This window comes from Dapis brunnea BLCC-M229 (genome assembly GCF_050015995.1).
Classification (GTDB): Bacteria; Cyanobacteriota; Cyanobacteriia; order Cyanobacteriales; family Microcoleaceae; genus Trichodesmium.
The window spans coordinates 28,636-49,450 of record NZ_JBNHEP010000107.1; the positions used below are offsets into that span (position 1 = coordinate 28,636).

At 35.8% G+C, this 20,815-nt stretch carries 11 protein-coding genes and 1 pseudogene; 8 read left to right on the forward strand and 4 right to left on the reverse strand.

Annotated features, from left to right (window positions below; translation table 11 throughout):
* The first annotated feature begins 354 nt into the window (after positions 1–354).
* The gene (gene rsmI, locus ACP6PM_RS13125) at positions 355–1,194 is read left to right on the forward strand and encodes a 16S rRNA (cytidine(1402)-2'-O)-methyltransferase (RefSeq protein ID WP_426585248.1); all 840 of its coding nucleotides are present in this window, start codon (positions 355–357) and stop codon (positions 1,192–1,194) included.
* A 429-nt stretch (positions 1,195–1,623) separates the two neighbouring features.
* Here the strand turns inward: rsmI and ACP6PM_RS13130 are convergent, their stop codons facing one another.
* On the reverse strand, positions 1,624–1,863 hold the full coding sequence (locus ACP6PM_RS13130) for a hypothetical protein (RefSeq protein WP_426585250.1): 240 nt from the start codon (positions 1,861–1,863) through the stop codon (positions 1,624–1,626).
* Positions 1,864–3,546: 1,683 nt separating this feature from the next.
* On the opposite strand from ACP6PM_RS13130, the gene ACP6PM_RS13135 reads away from it, so the two are divergent.
* Positions 3,547–4,809, forward strand: coding sequence for a bifunctional folylpolyglutamate synthase/dihydrofolate synthase (locus tag ACP6PM_RS13135; protein WP_426585252.1), 1,263 nt, complete (start codon positions 3,547–3,549; stop codon positions 4,807–4,809).
* Here ACP6PM_RS13135 and ACP6PM_RS13140 read toward each other — a convergent pair.
* Together ACP6PM_RS13140 and ACP6PM_RS13145 are read right to left on the reverse strand one after the other, a co-directional pair.
* Positions 4,789–6,078 (reverse strand): response regulator, encoded by a 1,290-nt coding sequence (locus tag ACP6PM_RS13140; RefSeq protein WP_426585254.1) that lies wholly within the window; start codon positions 6,076–6,078, stop codon positions 4,789–4,791. The two genes, ACP6PM_RS13135 and ACP6PM_RS13140, sit on opposite strands and share 21 nt — an antisense overlap.
* A gap of 599 nt (positions 6,079–6,677) precedes the next feature.
* Positions 6,678–6,908 (reverse strand): annotated as a pseudogene (locus ACP6PM_RS13145) (transposase); the annotation flags it as partial.
* Positions 6,909–6,922: 14 nt separating this feature from the next.
* On the opposite strand from ACP6PM_RS13145, the gene ACP6PM_RS13150 reads away from it, so the two are divergent.
* Together ACP6PM_RS13150 and ACP6PM_RS13155 are read left to right on the forward strand one after the other, a co-directional pair.
* A complete protein-coding gene (locus tag ACP6PM_RS13150; RefSeq protein WP_426585255.1) occupies positions 6,923–8,182 on the forward strand; it encodes an ABC transporter substrate-binding protein in 1,260 nt (419 codons plus the stop codon).
* A 40-nt stretch (positions 8,183–8,222) separates the two neighbouring features.
* Complete coding sequence (locus ACP6PM_RS13155) at positions 8,223–10,217, forward strand: pentapeptide repeat-containing protein (RefSeq protein ID WP_426585257.1); 1,995 nt, start codon at positions 8,223–8,225, stop codon at positions 10,215–10,217.
* Between the two features lie 722 nt (positions 10,218–10,939).
* Here ACP6PM_RS13155 and ACP6PM_RS13160 read toward each other — a convergent pair.
* A complete protein-coding gene (locus ACP6PM_RS13160; RefSeq protein ID WP_426585259.1) occupies positions 10,940–12,217 on the reverse strand; it encodes an ABC transporter substrate-binding protein in 1,278 nt (425 codons plus the stop codon).
* Between the two features lie 2,038 nt (positions 12,218–14,255).
* Between ACP6PM_RS13160 and pilM the strand changes: the two genes are divergently transcribed.
* The 4 genes from pilM to ACP6PM_RS13180 all read left to right on the forward strand — a co-directional run bounded on the left by pilM (position 14,256) and on the right by ACP6PM_RS13180 (position 20,304).
* The gene (gene pilM, locus ACP6PM_RS13165) at positions 14,256–15,353 is read left to right on the forward strand and encodes a type IV pilus assembly protein PilM (RefSeq protein ID WP_426585261.1); all 1,098 of its coding nucleotides are present in this window, start codon (positions 14,256–14,258) and stop codon (positions 15,351–15,353) included.
* Positions 15,354–15,359: 6 nt separating this feature from the next.
* A complete protein-coding gene (locus tag ACP6PM_RS13170) occupies positions 15,360–16,175 on the forward strand; it encodes a PilN domain-containing protein (RefSeq protein ID WP_426585263.1) in 816 nt (271 codons plus the stop codon).
* A 2-nt stretch (positions 16,176–16,177) separates the two neighbouring features.
* Positions 16,178–16,969 carry a pilus assembly protein PilO gene (locus ACP6PM_RS13175; RefSeq protein WP_426585265.1) on the forward strand — a complete coding sequence of 264 codons (792 nt, stop codon included), beginning with the start codon at positions 16,178–16,180 and terminating at the stop codon, positions 16,967–16,969.
* Positions 16,970–17,880: 911 nt separating this feature from the next.
* Entirely contained in the window at positions 17,881–20,304 is a 2,424-nt protein-coding gene (locus ACP6PM_RS13180) for an AMIN domain-containing protein (RefSeq protein ID WP_426585267.1), read from the forward strand.
* The last annotated feature ends 511 nt before the right edge of the window (positions 20,305–20,815 follow it).

Below are 20,815 nucleotides of genomic sequence, written 5' to 3' on the forward strand. Positions count from 1 at the left end.
AGAATGATAATAGACATCTCCAGAAAAGAGGGAACAGGGAACACTTAACTGGGAACAGGGAATAGGGAGAAATAATTAATAATTTATCCATAAGAATTGATTTTATTTTTTATTGTTGGAGATGTCTAATAGATTTTAAACTGTACATATATTAAGGAAAGAATTATCCAAAAATATCAAATGTTCGGATTTCATCATTCCTGATTGTGCAACGCCGATTTTTTTGAGTATTAGAGTCACCTTCTTCAGTTATCAGTTATAGCGCTGCTAACATTTCCGGTAAATTTCGTAGTAGTCATAACCCTGGATAACTTCTAAATTCTAAATTCTAAATTCTTATAGGATAGTCAAATTATGAGTGAAGTAAATTCAGGAACCCTTTACATAGTTGGTACACCAATAGGCAATCTAGAAGATACAACATTTAGAGCAGTTCAAACATTACAAAAAGTAGACTTAATAGCAGCAGAAGATACCCGTCACACAGGCAAACTATTACAACATTTTCAAATCCAAACTCCACAATTAAGTTACCATCAACATAACGAACAAAGTCGCATACCGGAATTAATAGAAAAACTAAGTCAAGGAAAAACAATAGCTCTAGTAACCGATGCTGGAATGCCAGGAATATCTGATCCTGGATATGAATTAGTCAAAGCTTGTGTCGAAGCAAATATTTCTGTAGTACCAATACCAGGAGTTACTGCTAGTATTACAGCATTAAGCGCCTCCGGACTGCCAACCAATAAATTTATTTTTATCGGTTTTTTACCTACCAAAATTAAACTACGGGAAGAACAGCTAGAAAAATTATCTAACTCATTAGAAACTATAGTTTTATATGAGTCTCCTTATAGACTATTACAAACTCTAGAAGATTTAGCCAAAATATTAGGTAGAGATAGAAAAATAGTTTTGGCAAGGGAACTAACAAAACTCCATGAAGAATTTTGGCGTGGTACTGTTGGACAAGCAATTATTTACTATCAAAATAATCAACCAAAAGGAGAATTTACTATTGTCATTGCAGGTGCTGAACCAGAACTACCTGTGTTATCAGAAGATACTATTAAACAGGAATTACAAGAACTTTTTGCCCAAGGAATTTCGCGCTCCCAAGCTAGTCGCCAACTCGCCCAAAAAATTAACCTATCTCGTCGCAAAATTTATCAAATAGCTTTAAAAATATAATATATATAGTTAAGCAGGTACACAAAATTAATTACACATCCATACAAGCTGAATTCTTTGTCTTCTAAAGATTGCAGAGAATTAGAATAGGTAAATAATTTTGTTTAGGTACTTATCAGGATTTAGCTTTATGAGGGAGTAGTTGAAGAGCAATGTTTTTAATGATTATAGTTTAATGATTCTAGGAAAATAGAGAAGATATCTTATGCTTAATTTCCCTCATCTCTACTATCTACTCTCAAGAAAATGTAGCAATACTTTTGAGATTTATTATAAGATTTTTGAAGCGATCGCTCACTATTTCCACTAGCACTTGACTGAGATAAAATTCGCGCCGATCGGGAAATAATATTAGTTATTAATTGCCAATTGACCCAAACATTTCAATACTTTTAAAATCTCATAAAGCTCATTTCCTGGATTTAAAATCTAGAACAATCTAGACAAAGTATATTGTGGTGTTTCTTGCTGAATTAATTTGATAAAAATGAAGCTATTACCATTCGTAATCATGCCGTATACTGGTTTTTCTGGGTTAGGGTTTGCCAACATATATGCTAATAGTTGAGGTTTACCAACTTCTAAGGAAAATGTAGCTTTTTTAGACTCAATTACTAAGATCCAGAATTGATTAAATATAGTTAATACATCAATCTCTCCTCGAACCATAATTTCTTAATCTTGGTCTGAAATTTCTGTAGATTTTTCTGATTTGATATGAAAAGGCGGTAAATAAAATCCGGCTAAATCTAATAGAGGAGATAAGACAACCATTTTGACAGTATTTTCTAAGAGTGGGGGATATTTTTCTAAGTTAGAAAAACTAGCTTGAACTCGGTCGAGACGTTGTTTTTCTGAGTGTGTTATTTCTGGTAAATTATCTTGCCACTAAATTATCTTGCCACTCCCGGAAAAATTTTTCATCCTTTACTAACTGGAGGTTAAAGTTTGTCTCTAATTAGTATAATGTAATATTTCTTGCTAGTATAGTTTGAAGCATAATTTTTTCCTTAGTAATTTGATTTTATTATACGTCTAACATCTCTAGATTGAGAGGAAAAAAATAACATTTATAAAGTTACTTAGGTTTTGAGCAAATATTACTGCTTGATTTATTTTGATAAAATAAAGCAATGGCTAATTATAGCAATATGAAATGATTTGTGAAAAAATCGTAGGGGTTTGGAGGCAAAACAGAGTTAGATAAAATATTACAACCTATGGGCGGATTGCTATAGATAAAATTTCCAGAGCAATATATCTATAATACTCTAAAAATTACTGATATAAAATCTGGCGATTGCTCTATTTTTTGATTTAAAATCTGCCCTTAAGATTGAGGTCTTATTTAAAGGATAAGACAAAAATCAAAAAGTTTAGAGGGTATGGTAGAAAAGAACTTTTTGATAAGTGGATTGAACATGATTTATAGTTGAATAGATATAGTGGGTAAATTTAGCAATAAATACTATGGATACTCAGTCAAAATTAGACACTGCCAGAAACCTACTCCAACAACTAGGAAATTATCTTTCTAATTTAGTTAATGCTGCACCGAAGGAATAGGAATATATTTTTTAGATTTGCTTGGATTAAAATCCGTACAATACCGAGCAAATTTAGTAGTTATTCAACCATTGGAATGAAAAATATTGTTGTAGCGATCGATTACTATTTCCAACAATAGATAATCAAATACTTAGAAACTTTTCTACACAGCAATACTAGAAATATTTTCCAGATGTAAAGCTCCCATAAATAGCGATCTTTCCCTCATCAAATCTTTCCACTTATGGCTACTTAATAGAAAAGTAGAAACATTATCATTTTTTTAAGCATGCCAAAAAATCCGCGGCTCAAAAATTTAGTACCAAAGGCTCACTATGACAAAAAAATCACTCTTATAATTCTTCCAAGTACCTATTCTACAACTCCTATTTATCCTGACTCCTGACTCCTACCCTCATCCATAAGACTTTTTCAGCAAACTCTAACTATAGAATAAATAGCTTCTGCTTTGGAATTAGAAATGGAAAAGGTCAGGCAAGTTGTTCAAGGAAAAAATCATTAATCCTATACTGACTACGACAAAGAGCAAAAAGACTTTTTCAGCACACGCTAATAATAACTTGCTAAATAAATATAGAATCCTAATTTATCGTCATTTTCAGTGGGACTAAATTTGGAAAAAAGTGCTAAAAAATTACGAATTTAACTCTCAAAACTTTTAATTTTTCCTCACAAGACTAAAAAAATACAGAAAAATTAACGCCTGTAAATATATCAAAAATAAGGTAAGATTTAGCTAAACAAAAAAAGCTGATAGCTGATAGCTAATTCCCATAAAAAACTGTGAACTCTATAGACTATTTCCTAAAACGCTTTGAACATTTCGGCGTTGAGCTTGGTCTCGAACGCATCTACCAACTTCTAGATAATCTAGGCAACCCTCATCTCCAAGTACCCATAATTCATGTTGCCGGAACAAATGGCAAAGGTTCGGTCTGTGCTTACCTATCCTCTATCCTCAAAGCAGCAGGATATAAAGTCGGACGTTACACTTCACCTCACCTAGTTGACTGGACAGAACGTATTTGCCTCAACGAAGAAAAAATTTCCTCCAGTATATTAGAACAATTATTGTCAGAAGTAGAAGCAGCCATTCAACCAGAACAAGCTTCACCCACTCAGTTTGAAGTTATTACTGCTGCTGCTTGGTTATATTTTGCCCAACAAGAAGTAGACGTAGCAGTTGTAGAAGTAGGTTTAGGAGGTAGACTAGATGCAACGAATGTTTGTCACCAACCAATGGTAACTGTCATTACCTCTATTAGTTGGGAACATTGGCAAAGATTGGGTCCTACTTTGAGTCATATTGCTGGTGAAAAGGCAGGTATTCTTAAACCAGGATGTCCTGCCATAGTTGGAGTTTTACCCCCAGAAGCAAAAACAGTAGTAGAAAACCGTATTACCGATCTAGAATGTCCTGCTGTTTGGGTCGAACCTGCTGAATTATTAGAAGGGGAGCAGGAAAACAACTCATTGCCAGTAGCTACTTATCAAGGTATTGAATATACATTGCCATTATTTGGAGATGTGCAGTTGATAAATTCAGCGATCGCCATTGCCACAGTTCAAGTGCTAGAAACACAAGGTTGGGAGGTCTCGACCGCAGCAATTAAACAAGGAATAGCTAAAACTAAATGGCCTGGACGTTTGCAATGGACTACATGGCAAAATCGCAAATTATTAATTGATGGTGCCCATAATGCTGATGCTGCCCAAGTATTGGGGCGGTATGTCAGGACACTTGATTATCCATCTATAAGTTGGGTTATGGGTATGCTCTCTACTAAAGAACATTCAGAAATTTTTCGGGCACTGATTAGACCAGGCGATCGCCTCTACCTAGTTCCTGTGCCAGGCCATAGTTCGGCTGACTTGCAGCAACTTAGCACTATGGCTCAGGATATTTGCACAGGACTAGCACTTTGTCAAGTTTACTCCCATCTAACAGCAGCTCTAGAAAAGGCTATTACTGACAGTGAAAATTTAATTGTTTTATGTGGTTCCCTATATTTATTGGGTCATTTTCTAACAATTAGCAGCAACTAAAGACTTAACTACTGAGAGTTGTATTGTTGTATTTTCTGAATCTAGATATTTAGTATTTTCTGAATCTAGATATTTATTAAAAATCGCTTGAATTTTTTCTGGGTTGATTGGTTTGTTTATAAACTCAGAACATCCCACAAACTGAGCACGAATTCGGTCAATCATACCTTCTCTCCCAGTTAAAATTACTATAGGAGTATTTTTAAGATCGGGTATTTTACGAATTTGGCTACAGACTTCATAACCATTAGTAATAGGCATATCTATATCCAAAAATATTAAATCTGGCTTAACTTTTACTACAGTAGGTAAAGCCAACGTAGACTTTTCAATCCCAATAAATTTATAGCCATTTTTGGTAATCATTTTACCAATTACTTGATTAATTATCGGGCAATCATCAATACAAGCTATTAATTTGGTTTGACCTACAGAGATGGAATTTTTGGCAGTTTCTAGTGATGGTGAATTTGTTTTTTTAATCTCTTTTACTTGATTTTCTAAAGCATCAATTTTCACTACAGCTAATGCAGGTAGATCGGGCAAAGTCGCAAGTTGAATTATTCCTTGAGTGACATAATGGATTAATTTTTTAGTCAGACTTAATAAATCCTGCTTTAAGTAAAAAGCCAAATCTCGCAATGTCAGTTGTTTACTTATTAATGCCTGAAATTTTTGGTAGATCGGAGTAGATGTGTGTTGTTTTAGAGTTTCAGGTTTGTTCAATACAGGTGCTAAATTGGGAGAATAGTTGTGTAAATTTGCCTCACACCAACCTTGCCATATTGGCTTAACCTTTTCAAAAGCTTCATAGATACTCAAACGAAAGATAGGTTGCATCATTTCGGCTTGTAGATTACAACTTATAGAAGTAACCTGTAAAGTATCTAAATTATCCTGCTGAATTAAATCAAACAATACTTCTACCAGGGTATTGTTAATTATAGAAATAGCTTGTGAGAGTAATATTTTTTCTTGTTTCAGTAAAATATTAACTATGTAATATTGCCAGCTTTCACAAACATCATGGGTGTAGAAACTTAGAGTTTCCAGAGAAATAGAAGGGCAAAATTGAGTGAAAATTCTGCGCCATCTTCGCCAAGCGCTATTACCACCTGTTGCCCAAGTTAGACATCCCCGATGAAAATATAATTGCCACTGTTGTTCTTCTGTATTCTGAAGTTCTAACTTACCACTAAATTGTTTAGGTATCAGACGGATTAAATGTTTAAAAAATCTCGCTGTAGTTTGTTTTGTTTTAGTAATCATTTTTAATGCTCCATCAATGCAGTCCTGATTGGCGATATTCTTAAGATTATACTTCTAAAAAAATTAACATCCGTCATTTTACTGAATCTTAATTAAAATTTCATCAAATTGATTAATAAGTAGTCGTACAAAATAAATTTCCTAGTTGAAAAAAGCAACAGACAACAGGTAATAGGCAGGATTAGGCAAGGACGATCTGTAATTAATTTTGCTTAGATACTTACAACTGTTTTGATGAAATTCCTAAATATTTTCAAGAGAAAATTACGATTAGAGAATTGGTTTAGTCTATAAGGGAAAGGGATAATTTAGCTAAACTAACTACTGAATAAGAATATTTCATCTCATTCAAGACTCTAGTTTGATGATTCTAGAAGTATCTATTCAAGTTATCGACTCAATCTAATTTTACTTAAAAACTTTATAGATATCGTCAGTTATTGTACGGAGATTTAATCCAATTATTGATATGCTACTCAGGAAATTTAGGATAAAAATTAATAGTTGACGAGAAGATAATCGTTTTTGATGATGGTTTTCCTCAGAATAGAAACTTGAGCAGTTGCTAATCTTTTCTCCTGTGCAGAACCAGGGTAAGCTCATCTAAAAGAGGGTTGACAGAAAACATTTATAAAAGTAATGATGTAATTGTTGTTCATGGCAACTTGCTTCATTTTTGGAGTAAGACTGGATTTAAATATTTTCTCTTGATGAAGAACATGAACTGCCAATCGTCTCAGAAGAGCCAAGTTGTGTAGAGTATGCTCTGACCGAATAGGACATTGATATTCATAAAAAGTTACATCAAGTGTTCAATGAAGATTGTTTTCATTGACAATTTCTTATGAATTTTAAGATTTATTTGACCTTTAAGTTTTTTTTTCATTTTTGCTTTAGTCTTAGCTTAGTAGGACTTACTGCTAGCAAAACATTATCAGATCCCAAACAAGGAATTACTCATCAAACAATTCGACTAGGTTCTATCCTCGCTTTAGAAGGACAAGAAGAGATTTTAGGGAATAGGATGAAATCTGGTTTAAAAGCTGCACTTGATGACCAATTAGTACAGGCAAAAAAAATTAAGTTAATCTTTGAAAATGATTATTATGAGCCTTCAGTTGCTCGTCAAAAGACACAACAGTTGATTAAATCTGGCATTTTTTTGATGATTGGAAATGTCGGTACACCGACCGCAAAACAAACATTGCCAATTTTAAAGAAAAATAATATTCCTGCCATTGGTTTTTATACTGGTTCTGAACTTTTGCGATCGCAATCTGAACTAATCATTAATTATCGTGCGAGTTATGCACAGGAAATAGAAACTGTGGTTAAAATGGCTTTAAATTTTGGCGTAAAACCCTCTGAAATCTGTGCTTATGTTCAAGATGACAGCTATGGAATGTCGGGATTAAAAGGAGTCAGACACGCTTTAGTAAAAGCAAAGGTTGAAGAGAATATCTTACGTCCCTATGACCAAGTTTTAGAGTATAAAGAAAAGGGAAATAAAGACAATCCTTTCCTTAGCCCCGTAGGATTTTATCCCCGTAATACTCCCTATGTAAAAGAAGGTTATAATTCATTAAAAAAGTGGGAAAAAAGCACAGGAATAAACTGTAGATTAGTCGTCACAGCAGGAACTTCTACTAATATCGCACGATTTATTAAGTTAGCTCAAGAGAAAAGAGAGGATTGGGTCATTTCGTCCCTGTCATTTGCTCATGCAGAGGAATTACAGTTTGACTTAGAAGAATACGGTGTCAAAGAGAAAGTGATTATCACAGAAGTTGTTCCCTCATTAGACTCCAATCTACCTATTGTTCAAGAAGCAAAATCCAAGCTAAAAAACGAGTTTGATCGTGTATCTTTAGAAGGATATATTGTAGGAAAAATGACTTTAAAAATTCTCAGAGCAATACCAGGAAAAATTAATCGTGAGAGCTTTTTAAAACAGGTTGCTATTTCCAAATTCGATTTAGGTGGTATTGCAATTGATTTAACTCAAGGCAGAACTCAGTCCTCTGACCTTGTTTCAATAACTGTTCTTACCCCTCAAGGATTTAAACATTTAAAGCCAGATAAACTAAGGGATATATTTCAATAATTATTGATTATTATTGGTTTTTTTATCGGAAAAATAACTAATGGATAAAAGAGAAAAAAATTTACTAGAAGAAATGAGTAATCCTGAGTCTCTCAATTCTGAAAAATCTAAAAGCAGTCCTGAAAAGGCTAGATTAAAAGAACCTAAACTATTGAACCCCATTTCTATTGTAGACGCCAAAATTTATAATTTTGTTGAATGGCTGCAAGATTTATCTTTCTTTAAGTTAACAGTTATGTTAAGTGAGGGCGCACTGTTGTTGGCCGTGGTATCTTATGTGATAACCATACCTGCTCGAAACGAACAGAAGATACAAGAAGCTCGAAATGTTCTGCGTGAAGAATCTGGCCATGAATATAGTGATGGACGGATTGCTGCCCTGAAAGTTTTAAATAATAAAAGTTGCCAAGGTAATCCAGGACTAGAAGCAGCTGGAGCAAACATGGCTAATCTTACCCTGAATCCTTGCCAATCTTTATCTTTCAGTAAGAGTTCACTGAAGGTTAATAAACGTTCAATGGATCTATCCTATTCAAATTTAACAGGAGCCAATCTCTCAGGTGCGAATCTTGTCGGAATTAATTTACGAGGGAGTAATCTCCAGGGTGCAAATTTGGCCAAGGCTAATTTAAAAGGTGCGGATCTAACGGCTGTCCAATTACAAGGTGCGAATTTAACACAAGCCAACTTAAAGAAAGCCATACTCCAAGATAGTAATCTAGATGATAGTAATTTATATGGAGCTAACTTACAATCAGCCGATTTCTCTGAAGCTAGTCTAGTCAAGATTAGAGCCTTATGGGCTAATTCCCGTAATGCTATTTTCCATCGAGCCAAATTACAATCAGCGAATTTTAATCGAGCAGATTTAAGGGGGGCTGATTTTTATAAAGCTAATCTAGAGAATGCCACCTTGCGTTTTGCCGATTTAAGTAGCACGACTAAAGCCACAGGAGCGCAATTAAAGCCCACTAATCTGCGAGAAACCGAATTAAAAGGGGCCGATCTGTGGGGAGCAAAAATGTGGTCAACATTTCAAATTAAACGGTCTAAAAATTGGCAGGAAACTACTAAGATGCCTAATTGGGAACAGCAGATCGAACAAGAACGATTACCTCGTTTACGGATAGCTTTGCTCAAACCAGAAACTGGTCAAAGTCTTTCCGATGCCTATGAATTGGGGATGCGTCGTGCTGCTAACCGTCGTGTGGAAATTTGGGGGATTTCTCATTCCAGTGGTGTGGAGAACGAAGCCCAAATAATTAACCAGTTGATCGAGGATGGTATGGATGGGATTATCTTAACACCTGAAGATCCTGTTAAGTCACTTGATGCACTTAAACTAGCTAGCGATGCTGGAGTGGCTATTATCACTTTAGATTTCTGCTTCGATCCTATAAAAGCACAAGATTTAGCCATTGCTTGCTTTAATACAAATAGTTTCCAAATGGGCTATGATTCAGGGCAATACATAGCACAATGGACTCAAAAGAATTTACTGAGCAATTCCTCCTCACGACAATCGGTTCAAATTGCCTTGGTTGATGGTGCTGTCTACGATCGCTACTACCCCTATCTTCAAGGAGTATCAAAAGCGATAAACGAATCGGGTATCTTGTTTAAAATTGTTGACTCCGCTAGCGTTACTTCTCATAGTGATATTTTAAAAATCAAAAAACTACTTAAAAATAATCCTAATGTTCAGATACTTTGGGGAGGGTCAAATCTAGCAACGGAAACTGCACTTACAGCAGTGACAGAATCTGGTTTGAATAATAAAGTTAAGGTTTTTGGGGTTTTAGACCTGTCGAAAGAGAAAGCAGAAATGTTACTAGATCCCAATAGTCCTTTAGAGTTGATTATCGATCAGTCCGGTCTTCAGATTGGTTATGATGCTGTTAAAAAAACAATTTCTGTCTTGAGAAAAAAAAGTTCAGGAGCAGATTATATTGAATACCCCGTTAAGCATCGTCTATTAACTAAAGATGGCCCAGACACTGTAAGTGATTTTCTCAACGAATATGGCTGGTTCTAAGGTAAATTCCACACTTCAAAGTGTAATAGACCTCTCCTTGACATCCTCCCAACGTTGCGCTTATAAGGGCATCGCGGGATTCCCAAACCTCACGTTAGCGTTAGCGAAGCTCCTCTGTAAGAGGCAGCTCCTCCCTAGGAGGCTTTGGGTTTCTGCTTAAGACCGCACCTGCCTCCAAGGCAAACCTCTTTGCGGTCTTACGGTCGCTCCACAGACAAGACAGCGCCGCCAAAGGGGGTCTCCCCCATGAGCGACTGGCGCGCTCTATTGCTAGACCAGCAGCCATATTTTTTCACTATAGCACAAAAGTCGTAAATACCGCAACATTGATTGGTTTTCCCATGGGACGCTCCCCTGACCGAGAGCGCGGGTCTTCAACCAACGTTGAGATAAATCTCCCTTCGCGCACCAAATTTAGTATGACTCCTCTACAGTTGACATCCTCCCCGGCCTAAAGGCACGGGAATTCATACTGAGCCTAGCTCCTCGTCGGGTTGACGCTTCACAGGGTGCTGCTTCCTTGGCGGTAGTCTAACGCTTCCCTCCACGTCCGTTTAGAGTTTCCGAGTGCCCCCCGGCAACTAATGAAACTATAGCATATATTCAATTCACTTGCATGCTAAAATAAAAAATCGCCCTACAAGGGCGAGGCTTTAAACCCAATTTTTCGGTAAATTGCCATTCCTCCCTACCACCAAAACATTAAAACTTAAATGGGATTGCTATAGTTGATTCCATTCAGATGCAGCATCAGCGATCGCCTGCTCAATAGTTTTTTCTCCCAACATAGTTACCTGCAAATTTTGATAAATAATTTTTTTCAACTTATCCAAATTTTTAACTCTTGGCAGTAAAACTTCTGATTCAAAAATTTGACTAGCACTAATAACTCGCGCCCGATCTTGAGTATAAGCATTAGAAGAAATATCTTGAAAATAACTATTTTCTAAGGTCTTAGTTGTAGAAGGTAAAACATTATTCTCCTGAGTAAAAGCCATTTGATTTTGATAGTTAGTGATAAATAAAACAAATTTCAGCGCTAGCTCTGGTAATTTAGTTTTACTAGAAATAGCAAAATTCATCAACACTATATTCTTCTTATTGCTCTTACCAGTAATTTGGGATGTTGGGTGTGATACTTTTCCAATTTCTGGTGTATTTTCAGAGATAGTTTCAATCAATTCTGGTCCAGAAAATACCATAGCAGTTTCCCCAGTTTGATACAAATCTTCGCCTGCTTGAATCCCTTGTGTCAATACTTCCTCTGGTAATAAACCTTCCTTATATAAATCAATCCAATACTTAAATATTGCCTCACCAACTGGAGTATTAAAAGCAGCTTTTCCATCAACATCTATTAACTCAACTCCCATCTTGCCAAAAGATTCTAATACCTCATTTCCTCCTTGTGGTGAAAAAGAAACAAAAAAAGCATATTTATCAGTTTTTTCTTTAATTTGTTTAGCTACTTTAGCCAACTCTGTATAATTTGTTGGAGGTTCATCAACTTCTGCTTGTTTAAATAGCTCTGAATTATAAATTGTTATATTTGTCGTACAATACCATGGAATAGCAAAACTTTTACCATTAATCTGACTAGCTTGCCAAAGATTAGATAAATATTCATTCCTAACTGAATCTGATAAGATAGTATCCAAATTTAACCAGGTATTAGGTCGAGTTAATAAATGTGCAAAACTTGAATTAAGATTAACAACATCTGGAAGAGTTTCTGTCAAAATAGCATTCTCAATTTTGCTTTCCATCTCCGACCAAGACACATCAACCCATCGCACCGATACACCAGGATTATCTGCTTCAAAATCAGCAATCAACTGATTAAAATAATTAGTAAACTGAGGTTGAAGCTGTATTGTCCAAAATTCAATTTCTTTGGTCTTTAAATTAGGATAGGGAGAATTGCAAGCAATCAAAAATGTTAGTATTAGCCCCAAAATAGCAAATGTCCGAAACCTTTTCCATTTAACTATGATAAACATTTGATAAATTATAAATTTATAAAAATATCTCATACTAGCCGCGATAAATGTTTCCTAGAAATCAAGGTAGATATGATGATAACTGCTGATTTTTTAGACAAAACTATTGATTTGATTGAGGGAGAAAATTTATCATTTTCTTTTCTTCTTTCTTACCTTCTTCTTTCTTCGGAGCCTAGATTATTTGTAACATTATTTTTTCACGCTTGGTATCAGATGCTGTCTGATAATTACAGCAATTTTCACTTTATTAGACCAGAGTAGAGATGTTTCATGGAACCTCTCTACACTATAGTAATTAGCAAAAAGCGTGAGGTACAAAATTCTAATACAAATTTGAGAAAATATTGTTACAGTGGTTCTGTTTTTAGGAGTCAAAACTCAGGAGGTAAGAATTTATAATATTTATTTTATGAGAGTAAAACTGTTCCATGATTGACTAAGAATAGTTTTATAATTATAGTAATTTGTTTTTGTACCGAAAGGATAATGTGATTTTTACCCTCTACGTCGGCAGTAAATTTACTAACACTTTTGTAATCATTTTACTGTAACTATCTATGCATGAATTTGGTATAAGGCAAAAGGCAACAGGGAAGAAAAATAAAACTGTACCTCAAGCTTACTGAAAAATGCTATCATATTTTTGATAGATAATCTCAAAAATTTCTTCAATTTTGTACCTCTTATACCATTTCTCAAAAAGAATGCTATATCTAATTGGGTGGGTAAGTGTGAGGGGTTGTGGCAGAAGTCATTTCAGTTATCAGTTATCAGTTACAGCACTTTGCATGACTAACTGGTACATTGATAAAAATGAGTAAAAAAAATTTTGATTTTATCAACCATATTATGCCTTTAATATGTGTATCTAATTGTTCTGCAAAGGGCTATATCAGTTATCAGTACCTCTAGCTAAAGCATAGGGATTGAAATCTGAAATATTCTCTTTTTTTATCCTCTTAAAAGGGGAGGCAAGAGACCAGAATATTTTGGTAAAAGTAGCTTGAATCAATACTGACCGATTAATAATTGTCAAAACAAAGACTTTAAACCTTGGTAATTATTTGACTTTTGAAGTCTAGCTGAAGCGTAGCATTACTTTTACTAATTGGTATTACTGTAACTATCTTTTTTTGATTTGGTATCATACCAATTTTATAAATGTTTGCTATAAATGACTAGGCTGTTTATTAGGAGGACCGAGTCAGGAGTCAGAATAAATGGCTTCAATACCATTTTTTAGGTCGGAAATTATCTTTTCTGTCAAAGGGAGATATCCTGCACTTGTCTTTTAATCACACTTATTATTGGTATTATTTCCCGTTCTGTCAGGCTGCTAATACCAGAATTATTACTTGATAAAAATGATTGTTTGAGAGAGTAAATGCACAAGCAAAGATTAAGACAGCGTATTGGCTTAATCTTTGGTATGTTTGGTGGTTTACGGGGGAGAATTAAGAGTTTGGTCCGCGACTTATAACTCATAAGTATTGTCGCCAATTCAAGTCGGCGACAGCGGTTTTGTTCCGCAACATGAATAGGGTTTACGGAGCATCACAAATGGAAAGCTATGGAAAGCTTTGGGTTAGCAAAACTCACCCTACGCCCGGATTTAATATTCCTTTAATAAACAGTGTCTGAGATTAAAATTAAACAGTAAAATAATGATATTGAAAATTACTAATATGTCAAAAAAATCTATCACGATGCTATTTCAGTTTTAGTGTTTTACTGACTGCTGAGGAATGACAAAATTATCATGTGAAAGTATTTGGTAGTAATTTCAAAAATGACATTAGTTAGGTCGGTGTTACAATTTATAATTATGACAAGACACAATATAGGAAGCAGAAGGGAAAAAGTTTTTGAACACTTGACTTTTTGTTACATATTTTAGTTTCTTCCTGTCTACCTACTTAATTTCTCACTACCAATTTTTTATTACTATAAAACTAATTATTAATCCCCAAATAACTTTTAATTTATAGCAAAGCAACAAAAGCACATTTTGATTTCAATTCAAACCAGGAGAAAAATGGTTAATTACTTAAAAAACTTATTTAAAAAAAAGAAGCCAGGAATAGGAATAGAACTCGGCCCAGAAAGAATTAATATTGCTGAAATCCGGCAACAAGGAGATAAATTAAAATTAGTAACTTTTGCTACAGCAGAAGTACCAGAAGATGTATTTTTTGAAGGTCAAATAATTGATGCCCCTACCATGTCAGAACTAATAGAGTCAATGATAGAGGAAAATAACATCAAAACTCGCAGAGTAGCAACAGCAATTCCAGGTAGAGAAGCAGTTACCCGTGTAATTCCCGTACCAGCAGAATTAAACGACGAAGAATTACAGGATTACATGAATCAAGAAGCAGGTTTATACTTACCATTCCCCAGAGAAGAAGCAGATGTAGACTATCAAAAATTAGGAGTTATCATAGATCCAAATGATGACTTAGAAAAAGTACAAGTAGCCTTAGTCGCAACTAGAAAAGAAGTAACAGATGCCTACATAGAAGTTTTTACACAAGCAGGATTAGCAATAGATGTTTTAGAAGTAAGTAACTTTGCCCTAATCCGTACAGTAAAAGATATACTTCAACAATATGGACCTCAAGAAGCAACAGTAATTGCAGATTTAGAATTTGACAGTACCGAACTTGCTATCGTAGTAGACGGAATACCCCAATTTAACCGGACAATTCCTATTGGCACCTATCAAATGCAATCCTCCTTAAACGAAGCAATGAACTTACCTCCAACCAGAGATACTACCGAGTTACTAGGGATGACCGTTCCAGTATTAGATACAATGGGAGTCACAGCAAATGAACCAAATCCCGGAACTAATGCTCTACTAAAAGTATTAGCAGAATTAGGAGATGAACTGCGACGCTCAATAGACTTCTATCTCAATCAATTTGAAGATTTGGAAGTGGCACAATTGTTATTAACAGGTTCAGGATCGGCAATAGGACAAATAGATGACTTTTTCATGCAACGTTTAAGTTTACCAGCGTCTAAAGTCGATCCAATCGAAACTTTAGCCTTAGAAACAGAAGCAGAAATTCCGCCAGAAGAACGTTCTGGTTTAGGAATTGTATTAGGTTTAGGACTAAGAGAGGTTTAAATTAATATGTATGGCCTAGATATAAATTTTCTCAACGATCGCCCAGAATATAAGAAAGATATTCCCAAACCAGCAAGTAGTGGACCATCACTAGAAGACCCAAAACCAATTCTAATTGGGGCAGCAGCAGCAGTAGCAGTTAATGGTCTAGTTGCAGGTGGATGGTTATATCTAAATCAGGTAAACACCAAACTCCAGGCAGACTTAGACAAATTAAATGGAGAATTAAGTACATTAAACGCTCAAATTAAAGACCTTGAAGCAATCAAAGAAAAAACTAAGACATTTAAAGCAGAAGCAAAAGCTTTAGCAACAGTTTTTGACCAAATCAAGCCATGGTCAGCATTATTAGGAGAGTTTGGAGCTTTAGTACCTAGTGGGGTGAAAATCACTAGCATAGAACAAAAAGAAGCAAAAGTATCAGCCCCACCTCCCCCCAAAAAATCTGCTAAAAAGGGTGAAAAAAAAGAGACACCACCTCCCCCAAAACCAACACCAATTATATCATTTTCGGGAACTTCAGATTCTTACGGTAAAATTAATGACTTTTTATTACTACTAGAAAACTCCCCCTTTTTCCAAGGAGAAAAAACTAAACTAATTACTGCTGCAAAAAAACCTAATCCAACTAGATTAGAATTACGAGAATCAAATACAAGTTTAGCACCAGAAATACCAGAATTACCCCCAATAGTTGAATATAAAATAGAAACAAATCTTAGTCCTTTAGGTGCATCAGAATTACTGCCTCAGTTAAAAAGTAAAGGAGCAATTGGATTAGTAGATAGAATAGAAACACTAACAGAAAAAGGAGTATTTTAAAAATGGTAGTAGCAAATGAATGGAATCCAGAACTAGAAGAACAAGAAGAAGAAGGAGGGGGTCCGAAAATTCTAGGTATCTCCCTCAAAGACCCCAGATTTATTGGAGGAGCTATTGGTATCATAGGCTTAGGAATAGCAGGTTTCTTGGGATATAATCAGCTTAAACCAGCCATCGAAAAAAGTGCCGAATTAAGAGGAGAAATAAACACAGCAGAAGTCAAAATCAAAGAGCAGAAAAAACAAATAAAAGAACGACCAAAAGCAGAAGCTGAAAGGCAAAAAGCTGAAAAACAAAGAGAAGACGTAACCAGCTTATTTGCCAGTGAAAAAACAATGAAAACTCTGCTATACGATATGAACAAACTAATCGATCAAATTAATGTCGGAATTAGAGATGAAGACCAGCAAGCGAAAATGACGAAATTTCAACCAGTGGAGCCAAAAAATGGTAATTATATAGTTAACGATAACTCATTAGGACCGCTGGTAAATGGCAAATTAAAGCGACGAGAATTCAAAGTAGAATTTGAAGGCAGTTATCCTCAAACAAGAGCATTTATGATTGCTATAGAGAGGATGCAAACATTATTAGTAGTGAAAAACTTAAAAACTAAACTCGAACAAGGAAATCAAGTTATAGAAGTTGAATGGAAACAAAATAAATTTGTACCAGTTAGCAAGCCAGAAAGTAGACTAAGAACATCCTTTGATATGCACGCTCTATTGGCCTTAAGTGAACAAGAGTCATTGGACAAAGAAAGTTCCAAAAAAGAAGAGCCAGAAAAAAAATAACAAAATTTACCAAAAAAATGTTATTTTATCAAAAAAATTCGATCTAAAAATCTCCCCCTTCGAGGGGCACGGCTTTTTGATGATTCAAGAATAGTCCTATGGGATGATGCAGAATTATCAGAATTATAGCGCTACGCGCTAGGGAATAGGGAATAGGGAATAGGGAATAGTAAACTGTCAAAGGGTTTCAGGATTTAGAAATGTCAAATACCTGAATGAGTAGCGCTATACAGTGATTTCCTTTGCTATTGAGGTACAGTCCAATCTTCTTAGTTTTTGACTTGTGACTTCTGTGTTAAAACAAGGTGTACCTTATTAAACCGGGAAGTACTGTCTCTGAATTTGACTCAAACCTTTTAGCAAAATTGCTACAGAAAAATTTTCTCAGTTCCAAAATTTATCAACTTTTCAAAAGTTGAGAATGGGAAAATCCATCTTAGATTAACTAGAACAAAAACAATCAGTTAGAGACCATTATCAATTTGAAAAAGCTTTCTGATTTGCCCAAAACACCCTAGTTTTTTTGACTTGAAATTTCTTTTAGACTTACAACAAACAATATAGCAGTCAAGGCAAAGGTTAGGACATTTATAAATGCTTAAACGAGCGTCAGTAATTACTTTTGACTTTTGACTTTTAACTTGCACGTAGCGCTATACTACCCCTGATAGGGCGAATACATAATATAATCAAAACTTTAATCATAACCTAAAAAGCTAAAGATAGATTTTAATCAACAATTGGTTTTCATCCCCGGTTGAAAAATACCTTGTTATTCATCTTGTTTTTTATATTTTTCAAAAAATAAAAACTTAAAAGAAGGAACTTCCCAAGCTGTGGAGAAAACCCTATACTCTAGCAAAATACCAAAATCTTAATCAATTTAAAGATCCAAGTGTGGAGTGAGGAAAGTGAAACAGCAAATACAATTTAGTAGTGGACTGTTAACTGGAGTCGCGGCAGTAATCATAGCCCAAACCCCAGCCTTTGCAGTAACCCAAATTACCCAAGTCCAGTTAAGTTCAGCAGACGGCGGCATGAATATCGTCTTAGTTACCAGTAATGGCGATCGCCCCGAAGTATTCTCAGTCAACAGAGACAACTCTTTCGTCGCAGACATAATCAATGCCCAACTAAGCTTACCCCAGGGCAACAAATTTCGGAAAGATAGTCCAGCCCCTGGTATAGAATATGTAGAGGTAATGCAGGTAGACGCCAATAGCGTGCGGGTAGTTATCCGAGGTAAAGAAGGTACTCCCAGAGGTAGAATTATCCAAGGAGGAGGCCAAGGAATTATTCTTAGTGCTGCTGTCAGCTCAGGAGAAATAGCTCAAGCACGCCCCCAACCTACACGCCCCCAACCTAATAGTTTTCCCCCACCCTCAGAAGTAGCACCTCCTCCCTCAGAACCTCCAACCCCACCAGTACAACCTGAAAGGACTGCAGAACCCTCAAGAGAAAGAACTACAACCCAAGAATCAGAGGTACTATTACCAGACTCAGGATTAACAGGAGATGGTTTCCCCACTCTACCAGGACAACCATCCCCTAGTGAAGTACCACCCTTTCAACCACGAGCAGTAGCACCACCAGTAGGTGATATAGCAATATCTAATATCAACCCTTCAGTAGAAGTTATAGATTTAAGCACCCAAGAAAGAATACCTCGTTTAGTATTGCGAGATGCTCCAGTTAGAGATGTTTTAGCTTTACTAGCTAGAGCAGCAGGATTAAATGTTGCCTTTAGTTCAGGAGGAGACCCAGCAGCAGAAACAGGCCCTACTATTTCCCTAGATATTGAAAATGAGCCAGTTCAAGATGTTTTTAACTATGTTTTACGTCTAAGTGGGTTGCAAGCCAACCGAGTAGGTAACACAGTATTTGTAGGACAAGAACTACCAGCAGAAGCCAGAAATGTTGTGGTTCGCTCCTTCCGTTTGAACCAAGTTACTGCCCTAGAGGCTGCAGGGTTCTTAGTTAGTATGGGAGCGGAAAGTGCCTTTGCTACAACAAAACAAGAGACTGATGTTGAAGCAGTTCCTATCCCTGGAACTGACCAGGTAATTACAAATACCTCAACCGTTGAAAGAACAGTTATTGAAACACTGCGCTACGACGCCCAAGATGCACCCCCAATATTGAAGGGTTTACAAGTGGTGGCTGATAGGCGACTCAATAGTATCACCTTGGTTGGTCCACCACAAAAGGTAGAAATAGCAGCAGCCCAATTAATCCAGTTAGATTTAAGACAACGGCAAGTAGCTGTAAACGTCAAAGTTATAGATGTCAACCTATCAGGAGAAGAACGGTTTAATAGTAGTTTTTCTTTTGGGATCAATGACACTTTCTTTATCAACGATAATGGGGCAGCATCTCTAAATTTTGGTAGTCTTCAACCTCCTACTATTACACAACAAAATGCTAGTCCTCTTTCTCGTCCTGTAACTAATAACCCACTTGCTGGAAACGACCCCTTCTTTGATAGCCAACGTACATTTGAAGTTCCATTTACAGGTATTCCTAATGTCAATCAAGGTAGAGGTACTTTCCTAAGACCAATAGCTCCCACAACAAGTGAACCTACAAGAGTTGGGATAACAGATTATGAACCATCAGAGGTAGATGTTGATGACGATGGAATACTGGAGGTAGAACTAGGAGAAGCAGAATTTGGTTTGTTCCCCCAAATTTTGTATCCCAGAAGATTCCTGTCACAGTTGCGGGCTACTGTTATAAGCGGTAATGCTAAAATTCTCACCGATCCAACTTTAGTGGTTCAAGAAGGGGAAATTGCTAGCGTCAGACTTGTAGAAAATATCGTCAGAAGTATTGACAGTAATTTTACAGATGATGGCGGTACGAGTCGAGAAACTAGAACTGTTCGGTTTGAAGATGTAGGTCTAACCCTGGCTATACAGGTAGAGAGAATAGACGATAATGGCTTTGTTACTGTAACAGTAAATCCAGAAGTAAGCTTTATTTCGGACAGGGTACGAACAGATGCTAATAATGAAAATGAATTTGGTACAGAAATTGCTAGACGTCGGGTAGAATCTGGTAGAATTCGTCTGCGGGATGGACAAACTCTAATTATTTCTGGCATTATTCAAGAGCAAGAAAGAACAATAGTAAATAAAGTACCTCTTTTAGGAGATTTACCAATTATTGGAACTCTCTTCCGCAGTAGTCAAAATGAAAATCAACGAGCAGAAACAATTGTACTTCTGACACCTCAAATACTGGATGATGGCGATCGCTCCTCTTGGGGCTACCGATATAATCCAAGTCCAGATGCTTTGCAAATGATGGAAAGAGGTCAGCCAAGACCGCGATAGATTTAGATTTAAGGGATGGTTTATATTTATCAGTTTGAACCATCCCAGTTTCCTTGATTATTGAAAAACTCAAACGATCTAGTTTTAACTACCATCCCAGAAAACCAGGCTCAACGAATCAACTAATTTCCATTTTTAATTATAGATGAGCAAATAGTCAGACTCAAAAATCCTGACTTTTGAGTGCTTCACAGGATGATGTTTAACTGCTGAGAAAAACTAGATCGATCTAGTTTTAGTTACTAATTTCCATTTTTAATTATAGATGAGCAAATAGTCAGACTCAAAAATCTTGACTTTTGAGTGCTTCACAGAATGATATTTAACTGCTGAGAAAAACTAGATCGTTTTAGTTTTAGCTACTATCCCAGGAAACCAGGCTCAACTAATCAACTAATTTCCTTTTTTGATTATAGATTAGCCAAAAAATCCGACTCAAACACCTTAGCTTAGGAATGCTTCACAGAATGATATTTAACTGCTGAGAAAAACTAGATCGTTTTAGTTTTAG